The organism is Streptomyces sp. NPDC049970 (assembly GCF_040660235.1).
GTDB lineage: Bacteria > Actinomycetota > Actinomycetes > Streptomycetales > Streptomycetaceae > Streptomyces.
Map to the genome: position 1 here is coordinate 1 of NZ_JBFALP010000032.1, position 22462 is coordinate 22462.

The following is a 22462-nucleotide window of genomic DNA, read 5'->3' on the forward strand; positions in this document are numbered from 1 at the left end:
GCGGGCGGAGAGCCTGTCGGCTCTTAAGTTGGGCCTGGCGGCCCAACTCCGGCCTGATGGCCGGAAGGTGTTGGTGTGTCATGCCTGACGGCATGACAGTGAGTGGTGTTCGGCCTGACGGCCGATGGGTGGTGGGGTGTCAGGCCTGGCGGCCTGACGGTGGGTTGGTGGGTGGGGGTTTGCCCCTGGCGGGGCAAAGGGTTTGGTGGATTAGTGTTTTGTTGGGGTGTCATGCCTGGCGGCATGACAGTGGGTTGGTGTGGTGTTTGCCTCTTCCCTGTCGGTCGGGGGTGGGGTTGTGTGTGCGCCTGTCAGCGCTGGTGATGTCATCTTGGTTTTTGGGCAGTGATTTGATTTGGTGTCTCTCTCTTACCGGTCGTTGGAAATGGCTCGTCTGTGGTGGCGCGGGTAACCGCGCCTGGCCGGCAGGCTCTCGTTGCCTGCCGAGCACGTCGAGCGAGCTACGCTCGCTCGACGTCGGCGCTTGTTGGTCAGGGAGTCTTGTGACGTGCTACCCGTTGGCGTGCGGCCTTCAGCGTGTTTCGCTCGGTAGGTGCGCCGTCTGCCTGCCGCGGCAAGGAGCCGTAGCGATCTGGTCGATGCGGGCGGTGTAACGGCTTGCCGCTGCTTTGAGTGCCTCTGCCGGCGGCAGAAGGTCTTCTGCCGCGCGCAGGGAGCGGAGCACGTCTCTGGTCAGTTGCATGAGCCGTCGGCCGTGATGCTGCCCAGTTCCGCGTGTCCTTTCCGTGCCGGGGCGCGACGGGCTTGTTCCTCCATGGCCAGGATCACTGCTTGGCGTCGGCGCTCGAGAGTGCGGAAGGTGTGGCTTCCGGGGTCGGCCGCTACCGCCTCGGCGGCTTGGACCGCCTTCGACAGCTTCGGTGAGAAGCGGGTGGCGGCCAGCGCGGCAGCCTCTCGTTCCTTCCGCGCAGCTTCCCAACGCTGTTGCTGCAGTCCAGGCCAGGCGGGAAACTCTTCCCTGCCGGCAAGCTGGGCCCTGGTCCGGGGACTCGCCTTCTCGGCCTTTGTCAGGCGGGTGTCCCATTCACCGCGCAGGGTGAAACTGTAGGCGCTGCATCCGACAGATCCCCATCCACCGTATCCGTGGCGTCCGTGGGACAGCGGCCGTCGAAACTGGTGATCGGCTCACCACAGTGCCGACACAGCTCGGATTCCTGATTCGTCAAAATCTACCCCCCACGGTACGTCTCCCGGCTGACGCGGGCATCGCACGAAAGCCAGCCGGGTCATCCTTCCATCGCGCACTGACAGCAGCACGTTGTGGGCTGGCAGCTGTCTGGCCTGGGTGTGCGTCTGTGCCGTGTGCTGCCGGGGTTGGCGGCCTGGATGCCGGCCGGACCCGCATGTTCACGATGGAGCTGCGGCGGATGGCTGATGGCGTGGGCCGGATGACGGCGCGGCTCTGGACCGGCTCATGGCCAAGCGAGCACACCAGGGGCGGTGTTGGCGGTCTGAGGCAGGGGTGAGATCCGGACAAGTCTGACGGGGCCTGGATCAGGCAAGGCGGGACACCCCTGAACCATGGTGAACAACGACGGACAACGACGACCGGCAACAACCGCCGTGGAGGGCTGGCGGAACCTCGCCGCTCTACGGTTCTCGTTCGTTTCGGACCGGCGTCAGTGCGCCACACTCCCCCTATGCCGAGCTTTCAGCACAGGAAGGCCGTAAGCGACGCGCACGAACTGCGGGTCGCCCAAGAACTCACCTGGCGCGGATGGAACGTCAACGCGTGGGGCCAGGGCGTACTGACCGATCCCGTTCGATCCGCACTTCGAGGAACCGACAGCGCGCTGCGCTGGACCCCAGACCTCATCATTGCCAAGGGACAGCAGATCGCGCTGATCGACTGCAAGAGCCGGATGACCAGCCGCGCCACCAGCCGACACGTCGTGGAAGGAGCGGCGGTCACAGCCCACCTCCAGCTCGTGGCCTGGACGCTGCTCCCGGTCTACTACGTCTTCGACAACCTCGACGTACTCACACCCCATGACGTCCTGACAGCCGGCCAGCACGGCCCCTACTCAAGCGCTGGTTCCGGCTCCCCGTACTACCTCGTCCCCCTCTCCCGCTCCCTGGCTTTCGACACCACCTTCGGGGCCCATAGGGTCACCAGGCTCTCCGCTGCTGCCTGACAACCGATTCATGGCATCCGGCTGCACGGCCGGGAAAGGATCACCGTCAAAAATGCCTTAAGCAGGCGGCTTCTGCCTTGCGATGCGCAAAAGGGTAAGAATGCGGCACCCTATGCCTTCGAATCCAAGACACGGGCAACACTGCATTACCTTCGATTAGCAGGCTCCGGGTCCGTGGGGCAACGCCTGAAGCCGCCGGTCGAGGTGCCGGCGTGTGCCACGGCCTGCTATCGCCACTGCGTGCTTGGCTGGGCATGTTGGTTGCAGGCAGGTGTACAGCCAGCCGTTTCAGGGTCCGGCCAAAAGGGCCAGCACTATGAGCTCGAAGCGCACTTGGGCCTGTCCGGGTTGGCAGACGCGTGGAGACGACGGCGCACTTACGGTGCCTGGTCGCGGTGCTAAGGGCCGTGTGCCCGGCAGTAATGGGGCTGCTGAGGTTAGGGTTCACTCAGACTCATGCCCGGGGCAGACATCCCGGTGAAGCCAGGGTATGCCGGAGGTAAGCGTGGACCTGCGCCCGACACACCTCGGCTATGCCTACCAGGATCTGCTCACCGCGCTGCGCCTGGTGGACTTGGCGGTGGGACGCGCGAGGTCGGTGCTTGTCGACACGAAGATGTTCGCTGGGGATCGGTTCGACGACATCACCTGCGAGTGGGCCGACGGCAGTCGCGAGCGGCTGCAGATCAAGCACACGACTCACGATCGCGCGTTGTCGTTGAAGAGTTTCACCAAGGACAAGCGCAGCCTGCAACTGGATCTCCTGTTCTCTTCCGTCAACCAGGACCTGCAAGCGGACCCCGGTACCTCGCACCGCCTCGTGGTACGCGACACGGAGCCGGATGACACTGATCTCTCCCAGGTGCTGCTGCCCTTCAGCGCGAGTAGCGACCCGGGGCCGGCACTGCCGGGGCTCGGCAGCAGGCGCTTTCGGTTCAGCGCCACTGCGCTGCGGGAACACGAGCCGTGGCGATCGATGCTCGCCGATGTGAATGACGACCTGCTCGGCAGTGCCTGTGCCTCCCTGATAGTCGACACCGGGGTACCTGCGTGCTCGCTCAACGTCCGCGAGCCAGGACCGGCCGAGGCGGCGTTGCTGCATCGTGTCAGCGAGGAACTCGGCGCTGGGCGTCCACCCAACCGACATCGTGCATCCGAAGACGTAGCCCTGGCCCTCATTGACGCGGCTAAAGAGGCTCGCGCCAGAGGAGGAACGGTGGCCCTCGAGGGCTTGTTTCCCCGGCTGGGATTGAAGGTCGACTTCGGGGCGGCACAGGAGGGGCATGCCGTGGACCGTGCTGCGGAGGTGACCCGCCCAACGGTTCTTTCGGACATGGTGGCCGCCGTGGAGAACGCGGCCCATTCGGGTGGTGTCGTCGTGATCACCGGTAGTCCTGGCATCGGCAAGTCCTGGTTGTGCGAGCAGCTCGGTGATGCACTTCGGGACAACTGGGTCGCTGCGAGGCATCACTGTTGGCTCGGAAGCGATGACGATCGTCGTGAGCAGCGTGTGCTGACTGAAGTGGTGATCGGCAGCCTGCTGAAACAGTTGGAGACGGCTGTCCCAGAGGCGGTGGCTCAGATCAGGCCCCGCTACGCGGCCACGTCCGAGACGCTCACGGCTGCGGTCACCGCCGTGCGTAGTCTGGTTCCGGATCAGCCGATCGCGTTGATCGTGGACGGACTCGACCATGTCAGCCGGGTCGTCGGGAAAGTCACCGGCAGCGCGTTTCAGCAGCAGTTGGATCCTGCCGCGTCTTTGGTGGAGGAACTCGCTGCTCTCAGCTTCCCTCCCGGTGTCGTGCTCGTTCTGGCCAGTCAGCCCGGCCCTCATCTCCAGGCCCTCGATAACCGCGCGGAACACCTGACCGTCCCGCCTCTCGATCGTGAAGAGCTGCTTGCTCTGGCAGACAGGCTGGGTGTCTTGTCGGCCCTGGCAGCTTCCGCCTCGGAGCAGCCACCTGCTGAACTTGCACAGGCCGCTGTCTGCCTGATCGAGGAGCGCTCACGCGGAAATGCCCTTTATGCAACGTATCTGTGCCGGCAGTCGGTTGGACCGGCGCCCGTTGTGGTATCGCTGCCAGCGCGGGACGTCGCTGGGGATCCTCTAGAGCGATTGCGCGCGGTTCCGTCCTCGGCGCACGACCTCGACGACTACTACGACTACCTTCTGAGAGGCCTCACCAACGAGCAGCGGCAGGCCGTCAGCATGCTCGCCATCTGCGACTTCGCCGTAACCGCACAGGAGCTGGGGGAGATCTTCCCGCTGCCCGGGATGATGCTCGGCGCTGCGTTGACGAGCGTGGCGCCGATTGTCGCGCAGCAGCCGGGCATTGGCGGACTGAAGATCCACCATGAGAGTTTCAGCCGCTTCATCCGGAAGATCGACAGCAACCAGGGCTGGGTCGGCCTTGTCCGGAAACAGGCTGCCGCGTGGCTCACCGGGCGCGGGTTCTTCACGGACCCGCGGGCGTTCCGGCACCTGCCTGAACTTCTGTCCGCCTTGGGGCAGGACGAAGAGCTGGCCTCGCACATCGGGCCCGATTTCCTCTCCCGCGCGATCGCCGGCCTGCAGCCCCCGCAGGCCATCACCCACACCCTGACCGTCGCCGCGCAGCGAGCGGCGGCCCGAAGCGACTGGTCCACCCTGGTGCGCTGCATCGAACTCAGCCGGGCCCGGGCGACCTATGAGGAAGAGGGCCTTCCGGGTTCCCTCGTGCCGTACACCGATGTCCTGGTGGCGCTGTGCGGCGCCGACAGGGTGGCAGCGAGCCTGATGTACGAGGGCGAGCCCACTATGGTGGCGCGTTGGGGACTTCAGTTGTGTGCGGCTGTCGATCGAGCCGGCTTGGCTGCACCGTGGGAGGCATACCTGGCAGCTTGGGACAAGGAACGTGACGATAACGTCCGCTACGGCTCTGACAGCGACGACGCGGTGTTCCTCGCGGAGCTGCGCGGGCAGATCCGGCAGCCGCGCCGGAGCACCGACAGCGATGCCCCGCCGCGTTCAGTCGCGCAGCAGGTGGCGCAGTTCGTTGACCAAGAGAACTTGCGGGCTGTTGAGCGTGCCGTGGGTGTGCTGCTGGAGTGCCTGGGGCACGAGGCGCTGATGGCGAGCGTGGAGCTCATTGAACGTCCCGACCGGCGTGTGGCTGTTCTGTTGTGTCTCGCCGACGCCCGTGCCAGCGTTTCAGGAGAGCTGCCTTCGGCCCGCACGCTGGCCGCAGCGGCCTGGGCGAGCGGGCCGTGCGATCTGCGGCATCTGCTCCGTCACGGCGTGACGGTGGCGGACCTGGTGCAGGACGTCTTCTCCAGCGGCATCACCGGGGTCCTTGAGGAGGCCACGCGGGAGGTGCTGACCGAGCGTGCCAGCGGGCTGCCAGCACCGGTGAACAGGTGGTTGTCGCTGCTTGCCGTTGCCCATGTCTCCGATCCGCAGGCTGCCGCCCGCCTGCTCCCGCTCGTCGAAGGCGTCGGCTTCTACCAGGCGTGGCTGCGGTTCGCCGTGGCGACTGTGGGCCTGCGCCACGATGTGGGCGCGGGCAGAATCCCGGCGGAGACGGCTTCTTTGACCGCCCGTGTGGCACTCGAGCAGCTGGCCCAGCACAATCAGCCGTTCACGGGCCAGCCAAAGGCCAGCGACCTAGGCGCCATCCACCACCTCGTGCGGCAGGTTTTGCACGATGCCGTGGTCGTGCTCCAGGGCAAGGACGTGGCGCTGGGTATCACGTACCTGCAGGCCATCAGTCACGGCACCACCACGTCGCTTATGGGCATGGCTGGGAGCGGGCCTCTCATCACGACGGAGCTGGTGTCCCTGCTCGCCGAGAGCGTCGGCCAGGCTGGAGCCGGAGTCGTGCACGAGCTCATAGACACCGTGCGCGCAGCTCAAGCGGATCGCCGGGCGTTGTACGCGGAGGACGCGGACTTCGAGCTCGAGATGGCCCGCGTGAGTCTCGCCTGCGGCGATCCGCTGGCCGCGCAGGCATGCTGGGACCGCGCCGCCCGGTTCATGGGTTCATACGGCGGCCACAAGGACGCCACGGTCGAGGAACTCCTGGATCCGCTGCCCGAGCTCCTTCAGACCGGGCCTGCCCAAGCCCGTGAACGGCTGGCGCGCACGCAGCCTCTCGTGTATCTCGTCGCTCACTGCACCGACGGTCGGGGTACGAGCGGACTTCCTCATGAATGGTGGCAGTTCCTCGCCCGCCTGGATCCTCAGGCCGCCGCACGCCTGGGAGCACGCGTACTGCTGTCCGAGCCGGGGCTGCCCGACGCCCGGGTGGAAGATGCCCGTCATCAGCTTCTCGCCACGCAAGGCGACACGGCCGACCCCGTCGTCCTGGCCGCGCTGCGGATCGCTTCCGGCCCCGCGGGCCGGAGTCTCGACGCCGATATCGCTCTTCTAGGCAGGCTCGCGAGCCTGCCCGACGACGATGCGGCACGGACACGGCGTCTGCTGCCGGTGTTGGCCAACGCGATCACTTCTACCTATGACGACCAGACTCTGGTCTACGCCTCCCGCAGCACTGGGGACGCAGCGAGCACTGCGCTGTCTGCAGCAGCACTGCAATGCGGTGGTGAAGGCGGTCCGCTGTGGTCGCCGAAACACGCCACCGCCAAGACCTCCCGCAGCTGGTACGGGCCCAACGGAAGCTACGCCACAGATGCCTACCTGCACGCGCAACAGCGCCCCACTCTTCCAGGAGGTGCTGCCGGTGCGCTGACGGCAGTCCGCGACTACAACGACAAGCCATACAAAGCTCCCCCGGGCCCCCGGTGGTCGGCAGACGCTCTCGCCAATGCGGTCGGGTGGAGACTCTTGGAGGTCGCCGATCGACACGGCACCGAGGCGGCCAGCCAACTGCTGCATCGGCTTGCCGAGGAGATGAGCTCGACCAAGCCGCGTGAGCTTCTGGCCGACATCGCCACCGGGCTCCGTCTGCGCCAAGAGACAGCCACCGACACCTTCGGCCCGCTCGCCGCGACGGCCGGCATGCTCGCCTTCACCACAATGCGAAGAGGAGGCTGGCGCTCCTTCGCTGGCAAAGACCGGCTCGATCTGTGGCAGAACGCGCACACGGCGGACGCCACCGTCGCATCCGGCCTTCTCGCGGACCAGGTGGCACGCGCCGTTGCTGACGGCTCGTACAGCCGAACGATCGGCGTCAGCCAAGCCTTGGTCTCCGCGTTCACCGCGCAGGCCCCGCTTGACCGGGCACCGGGCACCGATGCGCTCGCCTGCTGGGACGCGGCGTATGAAGTCATCACCCACCGCCTGCCTGGCGACGCCCGCCTCGGTGACGGCGCCTACCGGCCGAGCCCGGCTCTTGCCACACAGCACGACATCGACACCGCATTGTGCACTCTTGCCCTGGCCACCCTTGCTCTGCCCGAACGCGGCGACAAACGCCGCGCCCTGATCGCGGCGACCGTGCTGCTGGCAAGCCGCCCGAGCCAGGCCCAGACCGCACTCGCGCACGTATTGTCCTTTTCCCTTGGCGCCGGGCCTCTGACCTGGCTCCTGTCCGTCCTGCGTGACCATCTGCCACCAGGCCCTCTGGATGCGGCACTCCACGAACAGCTCGTCGTGCTGTGCAGCAGTGGCATGCTGTCCGTTCGGGCGGGGGCCGCCGAGATCCTTACGCGCGCCGGGCATGAGCCTCCCTCGCCCCCTGCAACGCAGGCCCATCCGACACTCGCGCGCGCAATAGCCGCCGCCACTTCCCGCACCGAGGGAAGACCATGAAGGACTCGCGGGCGGTCGCGACCGAGATCGTCGACCACTATCTGAAGTCCCGCCTCGCCGCCGCACGCGGCCCTGTGGGGCTGCGCGGGACTGTCATCGACCTGGTGACCAAGGCGCTCCCCCTGCACGTCGAAGTGCTGATGAGCCAGCAGCTGGACTCGTTGGCTCATCCGAGCAGAACTCAGGAACCCGACGCCTACCTTGCCGACGAAAGCACCGCCGAAGACTCACTCCAGCAAGCCGCGGCAGGGCTACGCGCCGCATTCGCTCAAGCAGGACACTTGGGCGGCAAGGCGCAAGTCTTCGAACGTAACGCTGCCGCACGACTGGGCGACGATCCCCGGGCAGCGCTGCGCGCAGAGCTGGCACGCGTGCCGCGGCCTCTCACCCGTCCGAAGGTCCTTGAGTGGTCGCTTGACCCTGCTCCCTGGTTCAAAGAAAGCCGTAGCGAACACGGTGTCTGGCCGCCTGCGGGACTCGATTCAGTTGCGGGCCAACGGCAGCTGCCGGACGGAGTCATGGCACTTCCCCGGGTGAGCAGTGGCCCTTACGAGGGGTGGGTACAGCTCGGGTTCGCCGAAAGCCAGCTCACCCCCGCACGCCGGTATCCGGAAGAACCCGCCCGCCAGGTACAGATCTTCGTCGGGCTGGAAGCCGGCGGCCATAATGTTCCGGCCGGTTCGTTGCCTGTCGCCCAGGCCTCCTGGCAACTGTGGACGCTCCCGCTGCTGCACCTGGCACCTCATCTCGCAGACTCGGTTACGGCAGCCAGACACCTCAGCACCGCAGATCAGCCCCTCGTGGCGCTGACGGACGCCAGCGCCACCACGCTGGTCGACGCACCCCTCCGTCCGGGCCTGGGCCTACCTCACTATGTACTCGCACCGGCTGTCAGTGTCATCGCTGTTCTCGGCCTCGAACCCACGGAAGGGATCTGCGGTTTCAGTCTCAGCGACGGGCAAGGGGAGGCGTTGATCGGCCGTCAATGGCGGGGCCACCTCGTCCACGACGGCCACTACCTGCCTCTGCTGCCCGCAGTGGAGGGGGCGGATCTACTGATCCGCCCCGACCTGTTCACCCGTCTCCACGACACAATCGGCGCTACTCGCTGCCACGTCGGCCTGCACGCTTCCTATACGCCAGGGGGGCAGCGTTCTCTCCTGCCCGGAACGACGGTGTAGCGGAGCGCAGCCTGCGACAATGAGGTCCGCAGCCAGGGGCGGGCGCGGGTACGTCGGGCAGGCTTGCTCGGCTCGTAGGAGCGGTGGGGGCACGTGAAGTCGTGGTTTGAACGTCTGGCGTCGATTCCGGGCATGGCTTTCGGCGGGAGTCCTGGTGTCGTCCCTGGGGAGTTGCTGGGGGCGGGGGTACGTCCGGATGAGTCGTACGGCAGCCCGATGTGGCCGACGCCCCAGGGCTCAACATCTGCGACTCCAGCCAGTCAGCATGTGCCCTCCGACGCGCGCGGCGAGGATCTAGTGGCTCGGGTGTGGGAGGCGTTGGAGCTTCCGGGCTCGGCGATGGACTACCACTTCGTGCTGCAGGATGCGGTCGAGCGGCTGTGGAGCACGCGCGGTTCGTATCCTGCGGCGCTCGAGCTGCTTGAGGTGTTTGCCCTGCTGGACTTGGAACTGATGGAGGCTGCGCCGCAGGCGGTGTCCTTTGACGACACAGATCCGGTGTCGTTTGTGCGGGTGACGTCCGTGCCCCGGCTGATCGGCCTGCTGGAGCGCGAGGGCGCTTTCACCGAAGCGCTCGCTGTGGCGAAGCGGCTGACGCGCTTCGGACAGGGTGAGGACGCAGTGGGGCGGCTGTCGGAGAAGGCCGGTGCGCTGGCGGCCGAAGCCACGGCTGCGGGCGGGGCGTGATGAGTGTGGGGCTGGAGACGCTTGTGCCTGCCGACTCCTACCTGGAGGAGGCGTTCTTGCGGTGGGTTCTCACTCCTGCCGCGGATGCGGGCATCGTGCAGCGAGTGCACAGTCAGTACCCGGTCACCGTGCAGGAGCGCACGTACCGGCTGGACTACCTGATCGCGGGCGAGACGCTACAACTGGCCATCGAGTTGGACGGGTTCGCCTTTCACAGCGACCGGGCAGCGTTCACCTACGACCGGCTGCGGCAGAACGACCTGGCCGCCACAGGTCTGACCGTGCTGCGATTCTCCTACGATGCGGTGCGCACGGACACGGCACGCTGCGTGGCCCAGCTACAGGCGATGCTCCGCCTCGATCCGCTGCTGGCTCCGCTGGTTACTGCGGTGCCGAATGTCGAGATCCCTGATATGGCCGGGGATCCGATGCGGTCCGCCGACCCGCCTCGCGGTGCGGCACCGGTCTGGCCGGTGCCGGGTGGTGCGTACTTTGACGAGGTGCGGGGGCGTGTGAACCGGGGGCCTTTGCGGTCCTGCCAGGACGAGGCGCTGGCCGCGCTGGCGAACTACTACGCCTCCGGTGGGCGGCACGCAGCCACGGTCATGGCGGTCGGGGCCGGAAAGACGGCTCTCGGTGTGGCGGCGGCGCTGTCGTTCACCAGAAAGCGGGCCCTGGTGGTGACCCCGGGCTCGGTGATCCGCGGCACCTTCGCGTCCGCTCTCGCCCCGGGGGCACCCGGCAATGTGCTGTACGGGCTGGCGGGCGGTCCGCTACTGCCCGGCACCCGCCCACCGGCCACGCTGGTGCTCGACGCGGACGAGGAGCAGATCAGTCAGGTCAGCCGCTGGCGGCTGCTGGACGCGGACATCGTGGTCACGAACTTCCATGCACTGGGAACGGGCGAAAAGAGCGGGGATCTGCTGGCCAAGCTGGAGCCGCAGGACGTCGACTTCATCGTGGTGGACGAGGCACACATCGCGGCCAGCGATTCCTACCAGCGGCTGTTCGCCCACTTCCCCGGGGCACGCACGCTGCTGATGTCGGCGTGCTTCACCCGCCTGGACGGCAAGCCCATCGACGCCGATGTCGTCTACCGCTACCGGCTGGTGGACTCCGTGGCGGACGGATCGGCGAAGAACCTGCGGGTGCACCGGTTCGCGCCCGAGACAGCGTCGACGGTGTACGAGGCGGTGTGGCCCGACGGGGTGCGCGAGAAGGTCGTGGGCCGTGACGCCCTGCTGAGCTTGCTGGGTGACGAGCGGAAGCTGGCACGTATCACCGCGCAGTCCGAGGCGCCGATCCGACAGGTGATGGCGGTGACGCGGGCGTGTCTGGACGTACAGGCCAAACTGCTGGCACCCATCAAGCCCCGGGTCCTGTTCGCGGCGATGGGGCAGGCCCACGCTGAGCAGATCGCGCGGATCGCCGAGGAGCACGGCATCGCCTGCGCGACGCTGCACCACAGCATGCCGGCCTCGGCGATCACCGCGACGCGCAGGCGGTTCGAGTCGGATGCGGGTGACCTCGAGGGCATTGTGCAGCTGCGGATGCTCGGCCAGGGCTACGACTTCCCTCCCATCACCGTGGTCGTGCCCCTGCGGCCGTATGGCAGCTTCGGCGAGTTCTACCAGTTCGTCGGCCGCGGCGTCCGTGTTGTGCGCCATCCCGGCATTGCCTCCGACAAGCAGTACCTGGACGTGGTCTGCCACGCCGAACTCGGCCTGGAAGAGCATCTGGAGGCGCTGTGTATGGACAACGACATGGACCCCGCTGTTCTGCTCGACGCCCCGTTGATCGACGCCGACGTGCTGGACAGCGTCCTGGACGGCGATGACGGCAGCCTGTACGGGGCCGGCCCGGCGGGGGGTGGCGGCCTGGGCGGGATGGATGCGTTCGTGCTGTACGAGCGTGGGCGTGTCGAGGAACGCGTGATCCACGGGGTGGACCGGGTGGAGGCGCGGCGCGATGAGCGGGAGAGGCAGCTGCTGGCGCAGCGCTACACCATCTATGCGCAGTCCAATCCGGCTCCGGTTCCGTTCGAGCAGTTCGTCGAGTACATGCGGAGGCTGACCGGTGGCAAGTGACCAGACGTACTGGTGGCAGTCGGCCGTACAGGCCGGCCCCGAGGAAGCCCTCGGCCTGGAGGTGGCGGCCGGACAGCAGCAACGGTTTGCCGAGGTCGACGCACTGGCGGCCAGACTGCTGTCCGTGGCTCTCGCCGGACAGCCTGTGGCCGCCATCACCCTCGGCCGGGGGCTTCACACCCCGGACAAAGCCAAGGTAACGGCCCTCACCAAGGCGGAGGCAGTCCTGTGCGCCGGCGTCTTCGGGGTCCAGGAGCAGCAGCGGCGCGGCGCGTGGTATTTACCGACGAAGCTGTCTGTGAAGGCGGGGGCGGTCGACCTGCCGTATCTGCTGCGTGAACGGCCCACCCACGCTCTGACGCTGGCCGCCGATGAGACCGCCCGCCTCACTGCCGTGGACGGTGCGGACACCATATTGCTCTGGGCGCTGCTGGTCCCGTTGTTCGAGACGCTGCTTCAGCCGGTCCGGCTACGGGCGGCGGGGGATATCTTCCCGCCCACGCAACAGCAGCAGTTCTGGGCGTTGATCGAGGAGCGCTACCGGCTCCTGGGCATCAAGGATGGTGCGCTGGATGCTTTCCGCTTCGGCGGCGGCTGGCACAACTTGGACCGTAGTGGGCAGCAGCAGGCGCGATTGGAATTGCTGGATACCCTTGCCGGTGCCGACCTTGTGCAGCTCGTCGCCCGTCACCGGATCCAGCGGCTCCAGGGGCTGATGGCCGGCTTCGCCAAGAAGGCCAAAGCGGGCACGCCCCTGGCGCGCCGGGTGCTCACCAAAGAACTGCAGCCGGTGGTCTCCGCCTACTTCGGGGGCGACTGGCTGGCTGTTTTGGACTATCTCCAGGCTCGTCCTCACCCGAACGAGGAAATCATCACTGCTCTGCCGGAGCCCCGTCTGTATGTGGGCACCTCTGCCCAGACGGCCGGAGTTGCTGCCGAGGCCGGCATCGCGGAGTCCGAGGTTCAAGCGATGCTGGCCGCTTTCCTCGGAGGGGGCAGCTCCATATCCCCTGTCGAGGAACGGACTGCGGGCCTGCGCAGCTGGTGGGCGGCCTTCGATCAGGCGCATGCCGTCCAGTCGCCGGGGATGCCGTCCTTGTGGGGCCTGGTCGATCAGGACCTCATGAACCTCTCCCCTAACGAGCAGGGCTTCACCCCCCAGCTGTACCAGCGGTGTCTGCCCGCCGACGTGCTCGGACAGGTCGGGCAGCTGTGGGAGACGGTGACGCTCCAACGCCACCCGGGCAGTATCGTCAGCAACCCGCGGCCGCACCAGACCATGGCTGATGCTCTGGGGCCTGCGGGCGAGTTCTGGCATGGCGTGGGCCTGACCGCCTGGTTCGTGTGCGAGGGGCCTTACTCCCGCACGACCTTGGACCGCGTCGACCGCTATCACAGCAAGCCCCTGGCGGCCCTGCGTGCGGCAGGCTGTCCTGTCGACACGGTCTTCTTCCGCGAGCTGCGTGCTGCGGAGCAGATGCTGGGACCGCAGGAGGAGATCGCCGACCGTGCGACCCACGAGGTCGAGACACCGTTCGGGCAGTTGACGTTCACGTCCGGCATGGGCCACGGCACGGGCCGGGAGGGCTTCGAGCGGGTACGGGACCTCATCACCCGGTACCGGCGTGCCTGGGCCGAGCAGCACCTCGAGGCTTACCTGCAGCACCGGTGGCGTTCCGAGCTGGAGAGCGTCGCCCATCAGCTTCACCGCTTCGTCGCTGAGAAGGGGCGAGCGCCCACACTGATCCAGTTCTCCCGGTTCGCCACCACGGCGGCCAACCACTGGACCGGCGGCGATCTGGGAGCGCTGTACACGGCGATCGGTGAACCGGCCCCTGCTGAGCAGGAGCGGCCGACTCGTCTGCTGCCCGGTGACGGGTACGACTTTGCGCGCCGGGTGTACCAGGAGCTGGGCGGCAAGGCTGTCACCCGCGACACCTGGGTGAACGACCCGGAGGAGACCCGGCGGCAGTGGCAGATTGACCGGCTGGCGACGGAGAGTCTGCGCTACGTGCAGTTGCAGGAGGCCCTCGGGCAGCCGCCGACAGCCAAGCAGTTCGGGACGCAGCGTCTGGTCTGGCCATGGCCTGGTGAGGAAGAGGAAGGCTGGCCTGTTCTCCAACGCATCCTCGCTGCGCTCACCTGCACCAGCCTGCCTCCTGCCACAGTCTCCTCCCCCACTGGTGCTGGTAGCGCACCAACCGGCGACGGGCATAGCGGTGCGCGGGACGTGCTGGTGAAGGGGGCGAATGCGTCTGTTGAGCCTGGGGCCACGGCGGTGCGCATCATCGCTAATGGTGCGCCCGTGGATGTGTCTGCGGTCCTGCTGGCCAGCAGCGGCAGAGTGCGCAGCGATGACGATCTGGTCTTCTTCAACCACCCAAGCCAGGACGGAGTCCGCGTCAGCGGGGACGCCGTCACCGCTGACCTGATCCTCATTCCCGAAACTGTCAGCAGCATCGCGGTCATCGTCAGCATCGATCCCGAGGCCCAACCCGGCGCAGTCTTCGGCCAGGACGCCAGATGGGAAGCGGAAATCACCCAGCCATCTGGCACCCGGCTGTCCTTCACTCCGGACGTCTTCAGCGGACGGGAGACCGTTGCTGTCGCGGTAGAGCTCTACCGCCGCGCGGGCGGGTGGAAAGCACGTGCGGTCGGCCAGGGCTACGACACCGGACTGGCCGGACTGGCCATCGACTACGGCATCAACATCGAAGCCTGAGCCGGACGGAGGAAGACGCCCAGAGGGCTCAAGTTCGCACAATATTGGCCCGGTCCGGGACCTCCTGGAGCGCGCTGCCAGCTAGGCCCCTTCCACGGAGTCACTGATCCACTTCAAGCATCGGTCGGCGCCTGCAGTGATCGGCACGGCGCACACTTCCGGGTTGTCCCAGGGATGGTGCTCCAAGAGGTAGGACTCCAGCTCTGGATACCGGTGCACCGTTGTCTTGAGGAGGAGTTGCCACTCTTCACCGGTGCCGTACTCCCCCAGGTGCCAGAACACGCTCGTGACCGGCCCGATGATCTGAGCACCAGCGGCAAGCCGCTGCTGGACCGCCGGCCCTGCAAGCGCTACCGCCTGATCTTTCGTCACCGTGGCCGTGGACACCTGCACGTAGTCAGTCATGCCGGGGAGCCTAACCAGCCGGACACAAGCGCCCCTCCCGAACACCGTGAACCACGCCCACACCGCCGCTCGCCTGGAAAGGGCGTCTGGCGACGCCGGCTCTTTCCGGGTGTTCTGATCAGGAGGACTTGGGCGTGGGCTAGTTCTGACGAAACGGCCCAGACCGTGGTGAGCCTGCGTCAGACTGATCGCGCCTGTGCAAGTTTCGGAACGGAGGCTGCCTTGACGTCAGTGGTTGCGGTGGAGAAGCGGGCGGGTGGTGCGCCCATCCATATCGAGATCTCGGAGATCCCTGAGGTTGGCGAGTCGAACGAGACTGGCGACATCTACGGGGGCAAAACGCGCGGTGCCCGGGAGAAGGTTATTCAGCTGGCGCGGCCTCTGTTTTCTGAGGCGCTCGACCTGATCGGTTCGTGTGCTGAGGAGGTGCACGATCGCTTCTCATCTCTCCCACCGGAAAAGCAGCCCCAGGAGCTGGAGATGCAGTTCTCAGTGAAGCTGGACGCGATGGTCGGCGCGAAGATCGTCGAGACTACGGCTGGCGCGCAGTTCCAGGTTCTTCTGCGATGGAAGGCCGGGAGCGGCGCGCGGGACGAACCTCAGTCGTCGGAGTGACAGCCCAGCAGGAGAACCTGGCTTGGCCTGTCCTGCCTTTTGGCCGCATCGTCGGGCAGGACGAGCTCAGGAAGGTTCTAGAGATCGTTTATGTGATGCCTTCGGTCGGCGGGGTGCTGGTTAGCGGCGAGCGAGGGACGGCCAAGTCGACCACGGTCCGGGCGTTCGCTCAGATGGTGTATGATAGTTTGCCCGTCACTCTCCCGATCAACGCTACTGACGACCGCATCCTGGGCGGCTGGCAGGTGGATGCTCTGCTGCGTGGTGAACCCAAGCAGATGAAGGGGCTGTTGGAGGAGGCCAGTCAGGGGCTGCTCTACGTCGACGAGGTCAACCTTCTTGATGATCACGTTGTCAATATCATCCTGGACGTGGTCTCGACCGGACTGCTCGTCGTGCAACGCGATGGCCTGGACCGTTCGGGGGTGCCCGTGTCATTCACGCTGGTGGGCACCATGAATCCCGAGGAGGGCGGGCTGCGTCCCCAACTCCTGGATCGTTTCGGTCTGATGGTTCCTGTGATGACCGAGCTGGACCCTGCTGTGAGGCGTGACATCCTGCTGACCGTCCTGCGTTTCGAGGAGGAGCGCAGAGTTCCGGATTCCGCGTGGCTGCATGAGGGTGCCGCTGCCGACAGGGAGCACCGGGTGCAGCTCGAGGCCGCGCGAGACGCTGCCCACAAGGTTGTCCTGGGCGTGGAGGCCGCGGAATTGTGTGCGCAGATCGCGATCGAGTTTGAGGTCACCGGGCATCGGGGGGAGATCGTTATGGCTCAGGCTGCTCGTGCCGTGGCTGCTCTCGATGGCCGTGATGTGGTGAGCTCGGCGGATATCAGGTACGTGGCACCATATGCCCTCATGCACCGGCGGCCCGAGGCTTCCTACGGCGATGCGATCGGCTGGGATGCGAAGGACGAAGAGTTGCTAGGGCAGGTACTGGTGGGGGTTGGCGAGCGGGTGCATGGACGTTCGTGAGCGTGTCGCCACGGCTCTGGCATGTGCTGCGGTCGATCCAGGGTTGGCAGGCGTTTTGCTGCTGGATCTGGATCCGGGGCTGGCCGCGCCTCTTGGTAGGTGGTTGGCCGACCTTCTGCCTGGGCAGGGCGGGGCGAGTGTCCTGCCGTCCGAGGGCACCGATGACGAGCTGTGGGTGACGGTGCGTCCGGGGGGTGGCAATAGCAGGGGCTTTCGGATGGTGCCGGGGCCTCTGCACTCCGCTGGCCGGCGCCCCGGGGTGTTGGTGGTACCCGACCTGTCCCGTTCGGGCCTGGCCACCTCGCGTGCTGCCGTCGCTACCCTCACGGCTGCTGTCGCGCATCTGGAGCGGGATGGCCAGCGGGAGGTCTGGGTGCCCGGCGACCGCTGGGTCAGTGGGTGCCCTGCTGAGAGGACCGCCCGGGTATCGCGGCACCTGCTCGACCGGTTCGCCCTGCGGATTGGCGCCGCGGGGCTGAAGCCCGTTCCGGACGGCCAGCCTGTACTGGACCCCCCTTCCGAAGCGTGGCGGCAGGCCGTCAGCGCGGCGCACGCGGGCGGCTTGTTCCCACGGCTGACCCGTCGCGCAGCCGACTGCGTCCTGGTGGTGTTGCCGACGATCTCGTCCGGAACACGCCGTGATCTGTCCTTGGCACGCACAGCCCGGGCCCTGGCACTCCTTGGCGGAGACGCATCCACCAAGGCGCACCATGTGGACGCGGCGACATCGCTGATGGGCATCTTCTCCGTGGGCGCATCAAGGTCCCCCTCTGGGCAGGAGCCTTGTTTGCCTGCTTCTGCAGTGCCCGAGGTCGAGGATGCTCTGGGTGGGCAGGGCCCGACCGTCAACGTCCCCCAGCAGGTGCGTGTCGGCAAGAACGAGCCTGCGGTTATGGCATCCCAGGATCTGCCCTTCGACGCTGCGGGGCCGTATCCGGAGGACGGTCTTGCCGACGAGCGTGAAGCTGCTCCGCTGCGTCTGTCCCCCCACGGTTCAGCGCCCAAGACTCTGCGGGGTCACCCGATCGGCACCATGACCGCTACGACCACGTGGGATCTTTCGCTCACTGCAACAGCCAGGGAGGCGGCGAAGTACCAGGTTCTGCGCTGCTCCAATCACTACGTCGACGGCGCTCACCCGCTGCACCTGACAGCTGCGGACCTGCGCTCGCACCGCAGGGCTACAGAATCCTCCCGGTTGTTGGTGCTCGTGCTCGACCACACCAGTCGGCGCGGCCTCGACTGGCATCCGGTTTTGTCGCCTTACCTGAGCTGGGCCTACATCTCGCGCTCCAGGGTGGCCTTGGTCGAGGTCGGAGCAGAGGGCGATGAGGCAGAACTCGCCGCGTCGATGTTTGTTTGCAGGAGCCTTCTTGACCGTCGCATCGTGCAGGCCCTCGACCGATCCCCTGGCCGGGCGACTCCACTCGCCCACGGGTTGCAGGTGGCCGCATCGCTGCTGCGGCACGAGACACAGCACGGGGGTGCTCTTGTCGACGAGGCGCTGCTGCTCGTCTTCACTGACGGCAGGGGCAATGTGCCGCTGAATGCGTCGCGTTCTCTCGTGATGCCTGCGGCTGTGGGCGACCGTGGTGTTCAGGACGCGCTGGAGCAGGCGCGGCGTATCGCCAGGCTGCCGCGGGTGCGCAGTGTCGTCCTGCATCCCGGGTCTACGCCTCAGGAGCATCTCGTGGCGCAGTTGGCCGATGCTCTCCGTGGCGATGTGATCAGTGTGGACCGGGTCGGAGCGGATGCCGCCTGAGACCGAGCGTGCGCAGATGCGCCGGTACATCTCGCATCTCAACCGCGGGAATCTCAAGGCTGCTACTGTGCGGCGCGTTCCGTTCCGTCGAGGGCCCTCGCTGCCCCCATCGGTGCAGCCTGTGTCGGTTCCGGTTCAACAGGCGGGGACGGCACGTACGTTTTCGCCGTTGGCTGCGGACTTCACACGTACGTTGCCTGTTGGTATGGCGATGCTCTTCGTTGTGCCGGTACACAGGGAAGGGAAGCCGGGCTTCAAGCTGCGGGGGGTCTGCTGTTGTGGATCGCTGCAGGACTTTCCGGAGTACGCGCGTCCCGATATCGCGCTGGCCAGTCTCGTAGCACGGAACGGCATTCCACCGAGCAAGGTGGTCGCAACGATGCGCCGTTGGTCGAATAACAAGCCTGACCTCACCGCGTGGCTGCACGAGCGGCGCTGCGAGCACGGCGATGCTCTGCAGTTGGTGATCTGGGATGAGACGGGCTACGGCATTCCCTGGGAGTTGTTCTGGCTCGCGGTCCCACCCGGTTCCCCTTACCGGGCAGGCTGGCTCGGCGGGCTGGTCACCACCAGCCGCTGGCTCACGATCCACTCGCCCTGGCCCGTGGTGAGGGACTATTCCTCCCCTCATGCCTGCAAGGGCCCGGTGGCCGCGTACATCGCCGACGACATGCGTCACGACGGTGCGCTGCTGCGTCAGTTTGCCTCGGAGCCCGTCGCAGGCGTCCGTGGCTTGCCCAAGGCGCTGGCCGCGGGCGACCCGCTGGGCATGGTGTACGTCGCCTGTCATGGAAAGTTCGGGTCCGATGAGGACGACTGTCTTTTGGATGAGGTGCCGCTGATCATGCTTGAAGGCGGCAACAGCTTCGACCGGCTGGCGTCTGCTGCCACTTTCGTCTTTCTCAACGCCTGTCACTCGGGTCGGCTGTTGGCCGAGGAGGGAGCATACGCCGACCAGGCCCAGCGGGGGTTCTCCGAGCTGTTCCTGCGGTCGGGGGCGGCTGGGGTGCTGGCCACCAGTGGCGAGGTCGGGGATGAGGAGGCGCATCAGATGGCGAATGAGCTGATGCGGGTGCTGTGTGAGCGGCCGCAGGTCCCCATCGCTGTTGCGCTGCGTGACCTGCGTTCGGTCGTGGCTCATTTGACCCCGGCCGACTTGTTCGATGCTGAGGCGAAAGAGGAGCAGCGGCGTCTGCTGCCGCTGCTGTATCGGTTCATGTATGTCTATTACGGAAGCCCTCGTACCGTGGTTGCTCTCGCTCCCGGTGAGGAGTCGACGTGAGTTCGGTACGTGTGGAGCCCCGGGTGACCTGGCCGCGCACGGTCGTGCCGGGTGAGCCGTTCCTTGTCTCGGTAGATCTAGCCCTCGTCGAGCCCGCGGATCGGATGTGGCCCTTCGACGATGAGGAGATCGAATTCACCTGTGTCCTGGATGGCTCACGGCACTTTCGGGTGGAAGCCGTCCACGACGCCAGTGTGGTGATGCACCGCTTCGGCGGGACCTACGGTCCTGCGCAGTTCGTCGTGGTCGCGCAGCAGCGCCCCGGCCTCCATACTCTGCGGCTGACGCCAGTCACCTCTCGCGGCATCGTGATGGGATCGCTGGAGCTGCAGGTCACGGTAGCTGTTGCGGACGAGGAGCAGGGTGTCGAGGGCGAGCTCCATCCGGTGGACCTGGCTCCGGCAGCCGGGGTTACTGGTGCTGGGGCGGACTCATCTCGCAGAAGTGCGCTGTGCATTGTGGTCGGCCGCTATTCGAAAGAGAACGGGCTTGCAGATCTGCCGGGTGCCTACGATGCAGGAAACCGGGTCGTGGACGGATTGCAGTCACTGGGCTACACCATCACGTACATGATCGACCCCGGTGGGGCGGAGCTCTCCGACAAGCTTCGGCGGTTTCTCGCGGACGATGAAAGCTCTTTGCGGGTTGTGTACTTCAGTGGGCACGGGCTGGTGCATCACGGCGACTTCTTCCTCGCTGGCACGGACGCAGGTGTCACGTCTCCGCGTGAGGGGCGTCTCGTACCGTTTCGCCATCTTCAGCAGATGGACCGCAGCCGGGAGACTGGGGGAAATCCTGCCTTGTTTTTGCTGGATGCGTGCTACTCCGGCACGGCTGCCCTTCCAGAAGACTGGCTCTCGCTTCCTGGAGAAGTGAGGTACGAGGGCTTTCCCAGGTCGTATGTTGTGGCGTCATCAGGTAGTTCGGAGCGTTCCTTCAACCATCTGTTCAGTGAAAGTCTTGCCGATGTCCTGGACGGGGCTGCGGCTGGACGGCCTGCGGGATATGGCGAGTCTGTCCCGTTCAACGTCTTCGCCGCGGAAGTCCGTCGGCGTATGCGGGAACGGGCGCCCCGTCTGCCGCAGACGTTGGCGGCCAGCCTGGAGCCTTCTCACTCTACCGAGCCTGCGTTCATTCCGGTTCTTGCGCCGGCGGATTCACACGAGCTCAACGACGTCAAGTCGCTTCGGGTGCTTGGTGTCCATGGGAGTTCCAATCAAGTCTGGGGTGCCCAGCAGATCGCCTTGCATTGGTTGCCGATCGTCCAAGACAGCGTTTTGCGAGTGGACCCGTCCGCCAATGTGGCGGACATCGAGCTGTCGATTGCCTACTACGCCGATCTTCTGGCGCGCCCCTACGCACAGGGTGGCTCGGCGCCCGATGGTGAGGAATCTGAAGCCTTGGAAGGCTGGCCCGCGGTGGAGAATGAGTCAACACAGCGCAGGTTCAATCCGGCTGGCTTGGTGCGTCAAGCAATGAGCTACCTCACCTCCGGCTCCGCCAGCATCACTTCACGCCAGTTGGAGAGAGCTCTGTTCGGTTCCCTGCGGGAACTCGGCCGATACCTGCAGGGCGAACAGCGTGGGGACGTCATAGCCCGCGTCCACCGAGTGTTCACTGAGGCCCGGCCCGGGGTAATCCTCGCCCATTCCCTCGGGTCGGTCGTGGCCTACGATGCGCTTTGGCAGGAGCCCTACCCGCAGGTCGAAGTATTGGTCACGATGGGGTCGCCGTTGGCCATGTCCTCGGTTCGGGATCGGCTGATGTCCCCTGAGCTCGGGCGGCCACCTGGGGTGAAGAAATGGGTTGATATCGCCAGCACAGGTGATGTCGTGGCAGTCCCCATCAACGGGATGACACGGCACTTCGGTGGGGTGGAGGGCAAGCGGATCGATACCACTGTGTTGCCTTCCCATACGGTTGCTTCGTACCTCCAATCGACTGAGGTGGCTTTCATCCTCGCCGGGCTCCTACGTCGCCTGCAGGGCTGAGGCCTTCTATCCGGACAGCGTAGGCACCGCCTGCACTGCTGCGCACGGCGTTTCGCCGACTGTCAGTCGCCCAGCACGCGGTGGAAAACGGCCCGATGAGCTCTGTGTCAGAAAGCCTGTGTGTCGTCACACCGCTGGAGCTCACGGAGCCACGGACCATGCCTACCAGTGCATGTTCAGGGCATCGAGTGCGCGGACCCGATCTGCGGGGAGACGCTCTTTGCGGCGTCGGGCGTTGCTGATCCACTGCCCGAGACGTACTGGTTCCCCGTCGAGGACTTCGACGTGGCGCTGGGGAACGTCGAGGTGGCCTTCTCGATGGTGGAAGGCCCGGGCGGCAGCCAGGCCCTGCTCCGGCTTGCGGGCGGCCGGTTTCCGTTTCTCGGGGGACGGTTCGGTGATCTGGATCAGGTCGAGATCGGCGAGGAGCTGTTGCTGGGTGGGGTGCAGGCGTTCGGGGTGGAGGCGCTGGTTGTGCAGCCACTCCCCCAGACGATGTCCGTCTTCGGTGATGTAGTCCCGGGGAACGTCGGTCAGGTGGTGGCCGGCCGTGTGGTGTCTGCGGGCAACGTGATAGGCGCGGTGCCAGGTCAGGGGCCAGGGTGGATTCCAGTGCGGATCGAGGTCTTGGAGTGCCTGGGTGCGGGCGGGAGCGAGGTCATCGACTCGTTTGCGTTGGGTGGCGAGCCAGCGGACGAGCGCGTCGTCGAGGGCAGCGAAGGCCTCGACCAACTAGCCTTCCTGTGCGGGCATCTACCGCTGGCCCTGCACATCAGCGCCGCCCTGCTGATCCTGGAACCCGATCAAACAGTCGCTGAGCTCGCGGCAGAGCTGGCCGCGGCCCAGTCACG

Annotated in this window: 13 protein-coding genes; 11 read left to right on the forward strand and 2 right to left on the reverse strand. The window is 66.4% G+C overall.

Annotation, left to right across the window (positions count from 1 at the left end; all coding sequences use genetic code 11):
* Window positions 1–1661 precede the first annotated feature (1661 nt).
* The 6 genes from AB0I83_RS30620 to AB0I83_RS30645 all read left to right on the forward strand — a co-directional run bounded on the left by AB0I83_RS30620 (window position 1662) and on the right by AB0I83_RS30645 (window position 14582).
* The gene (locus AB0I83_RS30620; protein ID WP_363306958.1) at window positions 1662–2156 is read left to right on the forward strand and encodes a hypothetical protein; all 495 of its coding nucleotides are present in this window, start codon (window positions 1662–1664) and stop codon (window positions 2154–2156) included.
* A 505-nt stretch (window positions 2157–2661) separates the two neighbouring features.
* Entirely contained in the window at window positions 2662–7905 is a 5244-nt protein-coding gene (locus AB0I83_RS30625; RefSeq protein WP_363306959.1) for an AAA family ATPase, read from the forward strand.
* Complete coding sequence (locus AB0I83_RS30630) at window positions 7902–9086, forward strand: hypothetical protein (RefSeq protein ID WP_363306960.1); 1185 nt, start codon at window positions 7902–7904, stop codon at window positions 9084–9086. Before AB0I83_RS30625 ends, AB0I83_RS30630 begins: the two co-directional genes overlap by 4 nt.
* A gap of 267 nt (window positions 9087–9353) precedes the next feature.
* On the forward strand, window positions 9354–9773 hold the full coding sequence (locus tag AB0I83_RS30635) for a hypothetical protein (protein ID WP_363306961.1): 420 nt from the start codon (window positions 9354–9356) through the stop codon (window positions 9771–9773).
* Between the two features lie 23 nt (window positions 9774–9796).
* Window positions 9797–11860, forward strand: a complete 2064-nt coding sequence (locus tag AB0I83_RS30640) for a DEAD/DEAH box helicase family protein (RefSeq protein ID WP_363306962.1) — start codon at window positions 9797–9799, stop codon at window positions 11858–11860.
* Window positions 11850–14582 carry a TerD family protein gene (locus AB0I83_RS30645; protein ID WP_363306963.1) on the forward strand — a complete coding sequence of 911 codons (2733 nt, stop codon included), beginning with the start codon at window positions 11850–11852 and terminating at the stop codon, window positions 14580–14582. The genes AB0I83_RS30640 and AB0I83_RS30645 overlap by 11 nt, the downstream gene beginning before the upstream one ends.
* 81 nt (window positions 14583–14663) lie before the next feature.
* Here AB0I83_RS30645 and cutA read toward each other — a convergent pair whose 3' ends face one another.
* A complete protein-coding gene (cutA, locus tag AB0I83_RS30650) occupies window positions 14664–14987 on the reverse strand; it encodes a divalent-cation tolerance protein CutA (RefSeq protein ID WP_363306964.1) in 324 nt (107 codons plus the stop codon).
* Window positions 14988–15218: 231 nt separating this feature from the next.
* Between cutA and AB0I83_RS30655 the strand changes: the two genes are divergently transcribed.
* From AB0I83_RS30655 to AB0I83_RS30675, 5 genes are all read left to right on the forward strand, one after another.
* Complete coding sequence (locus tag AB0I83_RS30655) at window positions 15219–15602, forward strand: CU044_2847 family protein (RefSeq protein ID WP_363306976.1); 384 nt, start codon at window positions 15219–15221, stop codon at window positions 15600–15602.
* Window positions 15599–16576, forward strand: a complete 978-nt coding sequence (locus AB0I83_RS30660) for an AAA family ATPase (protein ID WP_363306965.1) — start codon at window positions 15599–15601, stop codon at window positions 16574–16576. The genes AB0I83_RS30655 and AB0I83_RS30660 overlap by 4 nt, the downstream gene beginning before the upstream one ends.
* Window positions 16563–18338, forward strand: a complete 1776-nt coding sequence (locus AB0I83_RS30665) for a hypothetical protein (RefSeq protein ID WP_363306966.1) — start codon at window positions 16563–16565, stop codon at window positions 18336–18338. Before AB0I83_RS30660 ends, AB0I83_RS30665 begins: the two co-directional genes overlap by 14 nt.
* A gap of 205 nt (window positions 18339–18543) precedes the next feature.
* Window positions 18544–19620: a CHAT domain-containing protein gene (locus tag AB0I83_RS30670; protein ID WP_363306967.1), complete on the forward strand. Its 1077-nt coding sequence runs from the start codon at window positions 18544–18546 to the stop codon at window positions 19618–19620.
* Window positions 19617–21611, forward strand: coding sequence for a caspase family protein (locus AB0I83_RS30675; RefSeq protein ID WP_363306968.1), 1995 nt, complete (start codon window positions 19617–19619; stop codon window positions 21609–21611). Before AB0I83_RS30670 ends, AB0I83_RS30675 begins: the two co-directional genes overlap by 4 nt.
* A gap of 162 nt (window positions 21612–21773) precedes the next feature.
* On the opposite strand, the gene AB0I83_RS30680 is transcribed toward AB0I83_RS30675, so the two are convergent.
* Window positions 21774–22343 carry a helicase associated domain-containing protein gene (locus tag AB0I83_RS30680; protein WP_363306969.1) on the reverse strand — a complete coding sequence of 190 codons (570 nt, stop codon included), beginning with the start codon at window positions 22341–22343 and terminating at the stop codon, window positions 21774–21776.
* Between the last annotated feature and the right edge of the window lie 119 nt (window positions 22344–22462).

What these genes read in the sequence shown, in the direction of transcription:
- AB0I83_RS30665 (WP_363306966.1), top strand. Translation starts at nt 16,563, where the DNA reads ATGGACGTTCGTGAGCGTGTCGCCACGGCTCTGGCATGTGCTGCGGTC.
- AB0I83_RS30670 (WP_363306967.1), top strand. Translation starts at nt 18,544, where the DNA reads ATGGCGATGCTCTTCGTTGTGCCGGTACACAGGGAAGGGAAGCCGGGC.
- AB0I83_RS30630 (WP_363306960.1), top strand. Translation starts at nt 7,902, where the DNA reads ATGAAGGACTCGCGGGCGGTCGCGACCGAGATCGTCGACCACTATCTG.
- cutA (WP_363306964.1), bottom strand. Translation starts at nt 14,987, where the DNA reads ATGACTGACTACGTGCAGGTGTCCACGGCCACGGTGACGAAAGATCAG.
- AB0I83_RS30620 (WP_363306958.1), top strand. Translation starts at nt 1,662, where the DNA reads ATGCCGAGCTTTCAGCACAGGAAGGCCGTAAGCGACGCGCACGAACTG.